Raw genomic sequence first — 10,533 nt, 5'->3', positions numbered from 1 at the left:
CCGCACGCGGAAGCGCGCGGCGGGGGCCCTGTCCGGCGGGGGCCCGGCGGTCAGCCCAGGTGGGTCCGCACCGCCTCGGCGAGCTTCTCCGCGACGGCCTGCGCCTGCGCCTCGTCGGCGGCCTCGACCATCACCCGGACCAGCGGCTCGGTGCCCGACGGGCGCAGCAGCACCCGCCCGGTGGCACCCAGCTCGGCCTCGGCCCCGGCGACCGCCGCGGCCAGCTCCCCGCTGCTGCGCACCCGGCTCTTGTCGACGCCCTTGACGTTGATCAGCACCTGCGGCAGCCGGGTCATCACGGCGGCCAGGTCGGCCAGCGGCTGCTTGGTCGCGGCCAGCCGGGCGCCCAGCATCAGGCCGGTCAGCGTGCCGTCGCCGGTGGTCGCGTGGTCCAGCAGGATGACGTGGCCGGACTGCTCGCCGCCCAGCGCGAAGCCCTGCTCCTTCATCGCCTCCAGCACGTACCGGTCGCCGACGGCCGTCTCGACGAGCTCGATGCCCTCGCGCTCCATGGCCAGCTTGAAGCCCAGGTTGGACATCACGGTGGCGACCGCGGTGTTGCGGCGCAGCGTGCCGGCCTCCTTCATGGCGACGGCCAGGACCGCGATGATCTGGTCGCCGTCGACCTCGTTGCCCTGCGCGTCGGCGGCCAGGCAGCGGTCGGCGTCGCCGTCGAGGGCGATGCCGAGGTCGGCCGAGTACTCGCGCATGGTGGCGCGCAGCCGGTCCAGGTGGGTGGAACCGACGCCGTCGTTGATGTTGAGGCCGGTGGGCTCGGCGCCCAGGGTGTGCACGACCTCGGCGCCGGCCCGGGCGAAGGCCTCGGGGGCGACGTAGGCGGCGGCGCCGTGCGCGCCGTCGATGACGACCCGGATGCCGTCCAGGCGGTTGGGCAGCACGCCGATGAGGTGGGCGACGTACTTGTCGAAGCCCTCGGTGTACTCGCGGACCCGGCCGACGGCCGCGCCGGTCGGGCGGTTCCACTCCTCGCCGCCGGCCGCGTGCTTGCGGTAGTGCGCCTCGATGGCGTCCTCGATCCGGTCGTCCAGCTTGTGGCCGCCGCGGGCGAGGAACTTGATGCCGTTGTCCGGCATCGCGTTGTGGCTGGCGGAGAGCATCACGCCGAAGTCGGCGCCGAGCGCGCCGGTGAGGTAGGCCACCGCGGGGGTGGGCAGCACACCGACCCGCAGGACGTCGACGCCCGCGCTGGCCAGGCCGGCGATGACCGCGGCCTCCAGGAACTCGCCCGAGGCGCGCGGATCGCGGCCGACCACCGCGACCGGCCGGTGGCCCTCGAAGGCCCCCGCCTCGCCGAGCACGTGCGCCGCGGCGACGGACAGGCCGAGCGCCAGCTCCGCCGTCAGTCCCCCGTTGGCCACACCGCGTACGCCGTCCGTACCGAAGAGTCGTCCCACTGTCCCGTCCTCCATCGCCGCAATGCCTCTGCAATGCCTTGCAGAGAATCCGATCGGATCCCCGGTCTCCGCACAATGCCCGGGGAACACGACGCCCCGGAGTACACGGGGTACTCCGGGGCGTGCAGAGCGCATCCGGGGGCGTGCACCACCAGGGCGGTACGCACCCCCGGGGGCGCAATTAGCGCTTGCTGTACTGCGGCGCCTTGCGGGCCTTCTTCAGACCGGCCTTCTTGCGCTCGACGGCGCGGGCGTCACGGGTCAGGAAGCCGGCCTTCTTGAGGGCGCCGCGGTTGTTGTCCACGTCGGCCTCGTTCAGGGCACGGGCCACGCCGAGGCGCAGCGCGTAGGCCTGGCCGGACACGCCGCCGCCGGTGATGCGGGCGACGACGTCGTAACGGCCGTCCAGCTCCAGGAGCTTGAAGGGCTCGTTCACGGTCTGCTGGTGCACCTTGTTGGGGAAGTAGTTCTCCAGGGTGCGACCGTTGATCTTCCACTGCCCGGTGCCCGGGACGATGCGCACGCGGGCGATCGCCTCCTTGCGACGGCCGAGGCCGGCGCCGGGGACGGCCTCGCCGAAGCGGCCGGCAAGGGACTCGGAGGTGTAGCTCTCCTCGGAGGTGTACTCGCCCTCGACGACGGTCTCGTCGAAGTCGACCTCAAGGGTTTCGGTGGTCTCGGCCACGGTGTTCCTCAGCTCTTTTCAGTGTTGGGGGGCTTGGTGGCCGAATTACTGCGCGACCTGGGTGATCTCGAACGGCACCGGCTGCTGCGCAGCGTGCGGGTGCTGGTCGCCCGAGTAGACCTTCAGCTTGGAGAGCATCTGACGGCCCAGGCTGTTCTTGGGGATCATGCCCTTGATGGCCTTCTCGACGGCCTTCTCCGGGTTGTTGGCCAGGAGGTCGTCGTAGCGGACCGAGCGGAGACCGCCCGGGAAGCCGCTGTGGCGGTACGCCAGCTTCTGGGTCTTCTTGTTACCCGACAGGTGCACCTTGTCCGCGTTGATGATGATGACGAAGTCACCGGTGTCAACGTGCGGCGCGTAGATCGCCTTGTGCTTGCCCCGGAGGAGGTTGGCGGCCTGGGAGGCCAGGCGGCCGAGCACGACGTCGGTCGCGTCGATGACGTGCCACTGACGCTGGACGTCGCCGGGCTTGGGGCTGTACGTACGCACGGTCGTAGCCTTCGCTTTTCAGTGAGTGAGTCCTGACAGGAGCACCTGGAGGAGGGATCAGCCTGGCCGCCTTGGACGCAATTCAAGGGGGAGCCGCTGGTCGTCGACCTGATGTCTCCGGCGTACCGACCTCTCACGTGAGATAGAGCGAGCCAATACGCACATCAAGCGCCCAGATTACCGGGCCGGGCGGGGCGGGTCAAAATCCTGCCCGTCCGGCCCGGTACACCGGGGGTTCGCTCAGCGCTCGCGCTCGACCCGGGTGACGTCCCAGACCGGCTCGGGCGACTCGTAGACCCGGCCGTCCGCGCCGAACACCAGGAAGCGGTCGAAGGTCTTCGCGAACCAGCGGTCGTGCGTGACGCAGAGCACGGTGCCGTCGAAGGCCTCCAGGCCGGCCTGCAGCGCCTCGGCGCTCTCCAGGTCCAGGTTGTCGGTCGGCTCGTCGAGCAGCAGCGCGGTGACGCCGGACAGCTCCAGCTTGAGGATCATCAGCCGGGCCTGCTGCCCGCCGGAGAGCGACTCGAACTTCTGCTCCTCCTGGCGGTCCAGCTCGTAGCGGCGCAGCGCGCCCATCGCGGCGCCGCGGCTGAGCCCGTGCTCCTCCTCGACGATCGAGCGGACGGTGCGCCCGAGCAGCTCGGGGTGCGCGTGGGTCTGCCGGAAGTGGCCGGGTACCACCCGGGCGCCGAGCTTCCAGGCGCCGGTGTGCCCGACCGTTTCGTCCCCGGCGAGCAGCCGCAGCAGGTGCGACTTGCCGGCGCCGTTCGCCCCGAGCACGCCGATCCGCTCGCCGTAGAAGACCTCCAGGTCGAACGGCTGCATGAGGCCGGTGAGCTCCAGCCGCTCCAGGGTGAAGGCCCGCACGCCGGTGCGTCCGCCCTTGAGCCGCATGGTGATGCTCTGCTCGCGCGGCGGCGCCTCCGGCGGGCCGGCGTCCTCGAACTTCTTGAGCCTGGTCTGCGCGGCCGAGTACCGGGAGGCCATCTCGTGGCTGACCGAGGCGGCCTGGCGCAGGGTGACGACCAGCTTCTTGAGCTTGCCGTGCTCCTCGTCCCAGCGGCGGCGCAGCTCCTCGAAGCGCTCGAAGCGGGCCTTGCGGGCCTCGTGGAAGGTGTCGAAGCCGCCGCCGTGCACCCAGACGCTGGAGCCGGCCGCGCCGGACTCGACGCTGATGATCTTCTCGGCGGTGCGGGAGAGCAGCTCGCGGTCGTGCGAGATGAACAGCACGGTCTTCGGGGTGGCCTTGATGGCCTCCTCCAGCCAGCGCTTGCCCGGGACGTCCAGGTAGTTGTCCGGCTCGTCGAGGAGCAGCACCTCCTCCGGGCCGCGCAGCAGCGCCTCCAGGACGAGCCGCTTCTGCTCACCGCCGGAGAGGGTGTTCAGGCCGCGCCACTGGGCCTTGTCGAAGGCCACCCCGAGGGCGGCGGTGGTGCAGACGTCCCAGTCGGTCTCGTAGTCGTAGCCGCCGACGTCGGCCCAGTCGGAGAGCGCCTGGGCGTAGGCCATCTGGGTCTTCTCGTCGTCCTGGGCGATCATCGCCAGCTCGGCGGCGTCGACCGCGCGGGCGGCCGTGGCGATCCGCTCCGGGGCGACCGAGACCAGCAGGTCGCGGACGGAGGCGTCGGCGGGCAGCGGGGCCGGACCCTGCCGGTCCTCGTCGTGCTGCCGGCCCTCGCGGCCGGTGGTGCCGACGAACTGGCGCATCACGCCGAGCCCGCCGCTGATCGTCACCGAGCCGCCGTGCGGCTGGAGGTCGCCCGCGATCATGCGCAGCAGGGTGGTCTTGCCGGCGCCGTTGGCACCGACCAGCGCGACCGCGGCGCCCTCGCCGACCCGGAAGGACGCGTCGTCGAACAGCACCCGCCCGTCCGGCAGGTAGTACTCAAGGTGCGAAATCTCGACGTGTCCCATGGAAGCGATTCTCCCAAGCCGCCGCCCAGGACCAAAACGGATTAACCGGCCGCGGGGACACCGGGCAGGGTGCGCATCCGGCGGGCGGCCCGGTTGCGCTCGGCCAGCAGGTCGTCCGCGGGGTAGCCGACCTCCTCCAGGGTCAGCCCGTACGGCCGGATCACGTTGACGGCGGAGTTGCGCACGCCGCCGGCCAGCACCTCGCCGGGGAACTCCACCGGCCGGTGTCCGTCGCCGACCAGCAGCATGGCACCGACCAGTGCCCGCACCATGTTGTGGCAGAAGGCGTCGGCCCGGACGGTGGCGACCGCGAGCGAGCCCTCCTGCGCGGCGTAGCCGTCGACCGGGACGCGGTCCCAGCGCAGCTCCAGCAGGGTGCGGATGGTGGTCGCGCCCTCGCGCTTCTTGCAGTACGCGGCGAAGTCGTGCTCGCCGAGCAGCAGCCGCGCGGCGGCGTTCATCCGGTCCAGGTCCAGCGGACGGTCGTGCCAGAGCACGTGGCCGCGCAGCAGCGGGTCCACCCCGCCGGGGTGGTCGGCGACCCGGTAGGCGTAGCGGCGCCAGATCGCCGAGAAGCGGGCGTCGAACCCGGCCGGGGCCTCGGCCACCCGGTAGATCCGGACGTCGCCGGGCAGCCGGCCCGCGAGCCGGCGCATCAGCTTCCCGCCGTGCTGGGCCCAGAGCTCCTCCGGCAGGTCGACGTGGGCGACCTGGCCGCGGGCGTGCACACCGGCGTCGGTGCGGCCGGCCACGGTCAGCGGGAACGTCTCGGGGCTGCGGGTGACGATCTGCAGCGCGGTCTCGATCTCCTCCTGGACCGTCCGCCGGCCGCCCTTCTGGCGGGCCCAGCCGGAGAACTCGGCACCGTGGTAGGCGAGGTCGAGCCGGATCCGGACGCGGCCCTCGGCCGGGCCGTCCTTCACCGGCGGCCGCTCGGCGCAATCGTTGACCACTGCTGCTCTTCTCCCAGGGCTGCTCCGGCCGGCGCGGGGCCGGAGGGGCGGTACGGACGGGAACGGGCCCGCTCCCCCATCGCTGGGGAAGCGGGCCCGCTGGACACCCGGGGGTGTCAGGCCTGCTCGGCGGCCTCGGCCTCGTCGGCCTTGGCCTCGGTGGCCTTGGTCTCGGCGGCCTCGACCTTGGCGTCGGCCTCCTTGACGGCACGCTTGGTGGCGGCCTCGGCCTCGCCGACGGCGTTCTGCGCGACGGTCAGCGCCTCGACCAGCTCGATCACGGCCATCGGGGCGTTGTCGCCACGACGGGGACCGATCTTGGTGATGCGGGTGTAGCCACCCGGGCGGTTCTCGTAGCGCGGCGCGATCTCGGTGAAGAGGGTGTGCAGCACCGAGATGTCGGTGATGGTCTTGCGCACGAGGCGACGGTTGTGGATGTCGCCCTTCTTCGCCTTGGTGATCAGCTTCTCCGCCAGCGGGCGCAGGCGGCGGGCCTTGGCCTCGGTGGTGGTGATGCGGCCGTACTGGAACAGCTCACGGGCCAGACCGGCGAGCAGCAGGGGCTCGTGGTGCGGGCCGCCGCCGAGGCGGGCACCCTTGGTGGGACGCGGCATGGAATTACTCCTCGAATCTCCGACCGCGGCCGTACCAGGTACCGCGGCGGGCGTACGGGCACCGTGCCCGCACGACTTTCACGACGGCGGGGGCGGTTCCGGAGAACCGCCCCCGCGGTCAAGTCTCTCAGTACTGCTCGGTCTCCGCGTAACCCGCGTCGTCCAGGTCGTCGGCGCCGAAGGCGTCGGCGGCGGCGGTCGGGTCGAACCCGGGCGGGCTGTCCTTGAGGGCCAGGCCCATGCCGGCCAGCTTCGCCTTGACCTCGTCGATCGACTTCGCACCGAAGTTGCGGATGTCGAGCAGGTCGGCCTCGGAGCGGGCCACGAGCTCACCCACGGTGTGGATGCCCTCGCGCTTGAGGCAGTTGTAGGAGCGGACCGTGAGCTCCAGCTCCTCGATCGGCAGCGCCAGGTCGGCGGCCAGGGCGGCGTCCGTGGGGGACGGGCCCATGTCGATGCCCTCGGCGTCGATGTTCAGCTCGCGGGCGAGGCCGAACAGCTCCACCAGGGTCTTGCCGGCCGAGGCCATGGCGTCGCGCGGACGCATGGCGGGCTTGGTCTCGACGTCGACGATCAGCTTGTCGAAGTCGGTCCGCTGCTCGACACGGGTGGCCTCGACCTTGTAGGTGACCTTCAGCACGGGGCTGTAGATCGAGTCGACCGGGATGCGGCCGATCTCCTGGCCGGAGGCCTTGTTCTGCACGGCGGAGACGTAGCCGCGACCGCGCTCGACGGTCAGCTCCATCTCCAGCTTGCCCTTGCCGTTCAGCGTGGCGAGGACCAGCTCGGGGTTGTGCACCTCGACACCGGCCGGCGGCGCGATGTCGGCGGCGGTGACCACACCCGGACCCTGCTTGCGCAGGTACATCACGACCGGCTCGTCGTGCTCCGAGGAGACGACCAGCTGCTTGATGTTGAGGATGAGGTCGGTGACGTCCTCCTTGACGCCCGGCACGGTGGTGAACTCGTGCAGGACGCCGTCGACGCGGATGCTGGTGACGGCGGCACCCGGGATCGACGACAGGAGCGTGCGACGGAGAGAGTTGCCGAGGGTGTAGCCGAAGCCCGGCTCCAGCGGCTCGATCACGAACCGCGAGCGGAACTCGTCGACGACCTCTTCGGTCAGCGAGGGACGCTGAGCGATCAGCATGTTTTCAGATCCTCCAGTGGTTTTCGGCACCCACTATTTGATGCCGAACAGAACCAGCGTACGGGGTCCCCCGCGCAGAACTGAATCGAACGCGTGGGACCCCGTACGTGGTGTGAAGCCGGTACTGCGTGCCCGAAGGCGCTGCGTCAGACGCGGCGGCGCTTCGGCGGGCGGCAGCCGTTGTGCGGGGTGGGGGTGACGTCCTGGATCGAGCCCACCTCCAGGCCGGTGGCCTGGAGCGAACGGATCGCGGTCTCACGGCCGGAGCCCGGACCCTTGACGAAGACGTCGACCTTGCGCATGCCGTGCTCCTGCGCGCGACGGGCAGCGGCCTCGGCGGCCATCTGCGCGGCGAACGGGGTGGACTTGCGCGAGCCCTTGAAGCCGACGTGGCCGGCGGAGGCCCAGGAGATCACGTTGCCCGAGGGGTCGGTGATCGAAACGATGGTGTTGTTGAACGTGCTCTTGATGTGCGCGTGGCCGTGAGCGACGTTCTTCTTTTCCTTGCGGCGGATCTTCTTCGCGCCGGCAGCCTGACGACCCTTGGGGGGCATAAGTCTGTTCTCCTACTGAGGTGGTCGGTCCGCTGACCCGCGGGCCGGAGGGATGTCCGGTTACGGGACGGACTACTTCTTGCCCGGCTTCTTCTTGCCGGCGATCGCGCGACGCGGGCCCTTGCGGGTACGCGCGTTGGTGTGGGTGCGCTGACCGCGGACCGGCAGGCCGCGGCGGTGACGCAGACCCTCGTAGCAGCCGATCTCGACCTTGCGGCGGATGTCGGCGGCCACCTCGCGGCGGAGGTCACCCTCGACCGTGAAGTTGGCGTCGATGTACTGGCTGAGCTTGACCAGGTCGTCCTCGGCGATGTCGCGGACGCGGACATCGGGGCTCACACCGGTCTCGGCGAGGGTCTGCTGGGCGCGGGTACGGCCGATGCCGTACACGTAGGTGAGGGCGATCTCGATCCGCTTCTCACGGGGGAGATCAACGCCGGCGAGGCGTGCCATTCATGGCTCCTGTGGTTCTTCAGAGGTCTGGCGTGCCACCTGCTCCGACACCTCACGGTGAGGGAGCCCCGGCCTCTGACCGGGGGCGGCAGTCCGTCACTGGGACGGATCGGGTGGCCCGCTGTTGACGTTTTTCGCGTCGCGCGAAGTACTACGAGAAATGCTGGGGAGAGATCAGCCCTGGCGCTGCTTGTGGCGCAGGTTGTCGCAGATCACCATGACCCGGCCGTGACGGCGGATCACCTTGCACTTGTCGCAGATCTTCTTGACGCTCGGCTTGACCTTCATGTTTCAGGTTCTCCGGGTCTAGATCTGACGTTCTTACTTGTAGCGGTAGACGATCCGGCCGCGCGTGAGGTCGTAGGGGCTGAGCTCCACCACGACCCGGTCGTCCGGCAGGATGCGGATGTAGTGCATGCGCATCTTGCCACTGATGTGCGCGAGGACCTTGTGACCGTTCTGCAGCTCGACCTTGAACATCGCGTTCGGAAGAGACTCGATCACGGTGCCCTCGATCTCAATGGCGCCTTGCTTCTTAGCCATGAACTGCGAGATCCACCTTCCGGGACCGGCTACCGTATGCGGAACGCTCGTGCGAACCTGGGTCCACCCCGACCCCGACGAGGGGGAAGAGGGCGTGCTGGAGCACGCTACGAGTGAGCCGACGGTCCATCCTACGCCAGCGCGGGGGATGGGCCAAAACCGGGGCCCCCGGTCAGAGCACGGCCGTGGCGGCCAGCGGCTCGACGTGCGCGGTGCAGGCCGCGCAGCGGCGGGCGGCCTCGGGGATCTCGGTCAGGCACTCCGGACAGGGGCGCTTGGGGGTCTTCGGCTTCTTCGGCATGTACCGGGCGGTGGCCTTGGTGATCGGCAGGACGACGCAGAAGTAGAGCACGGCGGCGGTCATCAGGAACGCGATCAGCACGTTCAGGAACTGCCCGTACGGGAAGGTCACGCCGGCGACCGTCGCCTTGTACGAGCTGAAGTCGCCCGCGGCGCCGACCACCACACCCACCAGCGGGGTCAGGAAGGCCGACACGAAGCCGGTGACCACCGCGGTGAACGCGGCGCCGATGACCACACCGACCGCCATGTCGACCACGTTGCCGCGCATCATGAAGTCGCGGAATCCCTTGAGCACTGCACTCTCCTACTCGCTCGAAGCACCACTGCCAGCGCATAAAAATAGGACAAAAGCCCTGGAGGTCCAAACCTCCAGGGCCCTGATCCCTTGTCAGCACGGGCAGTTGGCCCGATTGACCGGCTCCGGGACTACGCCAGCGGGTCCGGCGCGGCGGTCACTCCGAGGCGGGCGAGAGCCTCCTTGCCGCCGTCGAACGAGGTCAGCACCAGCGGACCCTGCTCGGTCACGGCCACCGAGTGCTCCCAGTGCGAGGCCCAGCTGCCGTCGTTGGTGACGACGGTCCAGTCGTCCTCCAGGACGGCGGTGTGCGGGGTGCCCAGCGAGACCATGGGCTCGATCGCCAGCACGGTGCCGGGGATCAGCTTGGGGCCCTTGCCGCGGCCGCGCTCGACGTAGTTCAGCACGTGCGGCTCCATGTGCATCGCCGTGCCGATGCCGTGGCCGCCGTACCCCTCGGTGATGCCCCACTTGCCCTTGGGCGGCAGCGGCTGGCGCCGGATGAAGGCCTCGATCGACCGGGAGACGTCGACCAGGCGGTTGCCCTTCTTCATCTGGGCGATGCCGGCCCACATCGAGCCCTCGGTGACCCGGCTCAGCATCTCCACCTCGGGCCGGACCTCGCCGACCGCGACGGTGATCGCCGCGTCGCCGTGCCAGCCGTCCAGGATCGCGCCGCAGTCGATCGAGATGAGGTCGCCCTCCTGCAGCACCCGCTCCCCCGGGATGCCGTGCACGACCTCGTTGTTCACCGAGGCGCAGATCACCCCGGGGAACCAGAGCCCGCCGTGGTGGGCCCGGAAGTTCGAGGTGGCGCCGTGGTCCGTGATCACCTTGTCGGCGACGTCGTTGAGCTCCTGGGTGGTGACGCCCGGGGCGACCGCCTCCCGGCACGCCTTGAGCGCCTCGGCCACGACCAGCCCGGCCGCTCGCATCTTCGCGATCTGCTCGGGGGTCTTGATCTCCACCATCTGGTCACGCCTTCCTAGGGTTCCCGCCCGGTCCTTGCCGCGCGGCCGTACTCGTTCCACCGTACGACGCCGTACGGCCGCGCCGCCCTGGAGCGGGGGGGGCGGCCGGGGCGTACCTCGGGGGGGGTCAGCGGACCAGCTTAAGCGCCCCGCTAGCGCGGCGGGGGGCCGACTCCCCCAAGCCGAGGGCCGGG

At 70.4% G+C, this 10,533-nt stretch carries 13 protein-coding genes; all 13 read right to left on the bottom strand.

The genetic code is table 11. The features are described from left to right. Positions 1-50 precede the first annotated feature (50 nt). Positions 51-1,415 (bottom strand): phosphoglucosamine mutase, encoded by a 1,365-nt coding sequence (glmM, locus tag ACFCX4_RS30045; RefSeq protein WP_376149178.1) that lies wholly within the window; start codon positions 1,413-1,415, stop codon positions 51-53. 181 nt (positions 1,416-1,596) lie between these two features. Further along, on the bottom strand, positions 1,597-2,100 hold the full coding sequence (rpsI, locus tag ACFCX4_RS30040; protein WP_030300426.1) for a 30S ribosomal protein S9: 504 nt from the start codon (positions 2,098-2,100) through the stop codon (positions 1,597-1,599). A 45-nt stretch (positions 2,101-2,145) separates the two neighbouring features. After that, entirely contained in the window at positions 2,146-2,589 is a 444-nt protein-coding gene (rplM, locus tag ACFCX4_RS30035) for a 50S ribosomal protein L13 (RefSeq protein ID WP_030055846.1), read from the bottom strand. Between the two features lie 240 nt (positions 2,590-2,829). Further along, positions 2,830-4,503, bottom strand: a complete 1,674-nt coding sequence (locus ACFCX4_RS30030; protein ID WP_376149175.1) for an ABC-F family ATP-binding cassette domain-containing protein — start codon at positions 4,501-4,503, stop codon at positions 2,830-2,832. 41 nt (positions 4,504-4,544) lie between these two features. Further along, a complete protein-coding gene (gene truA / locus ACFCX4_RS30025) occupies positions 4,545-5,456 on the bottom strand; it encodes a tRNA pseudouridine(38-40) synthase TruA (protein ID WP_376149172.1) in 912 nt (303 codons plus the stop codon). Between the two features lie 116 nt (positions 5,457-5,572). Next, the gene (gene rplQ / locus ACFCX4_RS30020) at positions 5,573-6,070 is read right to left on the bottom strand and encodes a 50S ribosomal protein L17 (protein ID WP_376149169.1); all 498 of its coding nucleotides are present in this window, start codon (positions 6,068-6,070) and stop codon (positions 5,573-5,575) included. 127 nt (positions 6,071-6,197) lie between these two features. Continuing rightward, a complete protein-coding gene (locus ACFCX4_RS30015; RefSeq protein WP_030232516.1) occupies positions 6,198-7,220 on the bottom strand; it encodes a DNA-directed RNA polymerase subunit alpha in 1,023 nt (340 codons plus the stop codon). Positions 7,221-7,366: 146 nt separating this feature from the next. Continuing rightward, positions 7,367-7,774, bottom strand: coding sequence for a 30S ribosomal protein S11 (gene rpsK, locus ACFCX4_RS30010; RefSeq protein WP_014136257.1), 408 nt, complete (start codon positions 7,772-7,774; stop codon positions 7,367-7,369). 72 nt (positions 7,775-7,846) lie between these two features. Then, positions 7,847-8,227: a 30S ribosomal protein S13 gene (rpsM, locus tag ACFCX4_RS30005; RefSeq protein ID WP_030393312.1), complete on the bottom strand. Its 381-nt coding sequence runs from the start codon at positions 8,225-8,227 to the stop codon at positions 7,847-7,849. 174 nt (positions 8,228-8,401) lie between these two features. Continuing rightward, positions 8,402-8,515 carry a 50S ribosomal protein L36 gene (gene rpmJ / locus ACFCX4_RS30000; protein ID WP_003956441.1) on the bottom strand — a complete coding sequence of 38 codons (114 nt, stop codon included), beginning with the start codon at positions 8,513-8,515 and terminating at the stop codon, positions 8,402-8,404. A gap of 33 nt (positions 8,516-8,548) precedes the next feature. Continuing rightward, complete coding sequence (infA, locus tag ACFCX4_RS29995; protein WP_003956442.1) at positions 8,549-8,770, bottom strand: translation initiation factor IF-1; 222 nt, start codon at positions 8,768-8,770, stop codon at positions 8,549-8,551. 172 nt (positions 8,771-8,942) lie between these two features. Further along, a complete protein-coding gene (gene mscL / locus ACFCX4_RS29990) occupies positions 8,943-9,368 on the bottom strand; it encodes a large conductance mechanosensitive channel protein MscL (protein ID WP_376149165.1) in 426 nt (141 codons plus the stop codon). Between the two features lie 131 nt (positions 9,369-9,499). Then, positions 9,500-10,339 carry a type I methionyl aminopeptidase gene (gene map / locus ACFCX4_RS29985; RefSeq protein ID WP_376149162.1) on the bottom strand — a complete coding sequence of 280 codons (840 nt, stop codon included), beginning with the start codon at positions 10,337-10,339 and terminating at the stop codon, positions 9,500-9,502. Between the last annotated feature and the right edge of the window lie 194 nt (positions 10,340-10,533).

Origin of the sequence: Kitasatospora sp. NPDC056327 (assembly GCF_042261735.1) — a bacterium.
GTDB lineage: Bacteria > Actinomycetota > Actinomycetes > Streptomycetales > Streptomycetaceae > Kitasatospora.
The sequence above is the reverse complement of the archived record's forward strand: the minus strand, read 5'-3'. Positions and strand labels throughout refer to the sequence as shown.

Bases quoted from the DNA above. Each gene is read 5' to 3' on its own strand.
- ACFCX4_RS30030 (WP_376149175.1), bottom strand. From the start codon at position 4,503: ATGGGACACGTCGAGATTTCGCACCTTGAGTACTACCTGCCGGACGGG.
- rplQ (WP_376149169.1), bottom strand. From the start codon at position 6,070: ATGCCGCGTCCCACCAAGGGTGCCCGCCTCGGCGGCGGCCCGCACCAC.
- ACFCX4_RS30015 (WP_030232516.1), bottom strand. From the start codon at position 7,220: ATGCTGATCGCTCAGCGTCCCTCGCTGACCGAAGAGGTCGTCGACGAG.
- rpsK (WP_014136257.1), bottom strand. From the start codon at position 7,774: ATGCCCCCCAAGGGTCGTCAGGCTGCCGGCGCGAAGAAGATCCGCCGC.
- rpsM (WP_030393312.1), bottom strand. From the start codon at position 8,227: ATGGCACGCCTCGCCGGCGTTGATCTCCCCCGTGAGAAGCGGATCGAG.
- rpmJ (WP_003956441.1), bottom strand. From the start codon at position 8,515: ATGAAGGTCAAGCCGAGCGTCAAGAAGATCTGCGACAAGTGCAAGGTG.
- infA (WP_003956442.1), bottom strand. From the start codon at position 8,770: ATGGCTAAGAAGCAAGGCGCCATTGAGATCGAGGGCACCGTGATCGAG.
- map (WP_376149162.1), bottom strand. From the start codon at position 10,339: ATGGTGGAGATCAAGACCCCCGAGCAGATCGCGAAGATGCGAGCGGCC.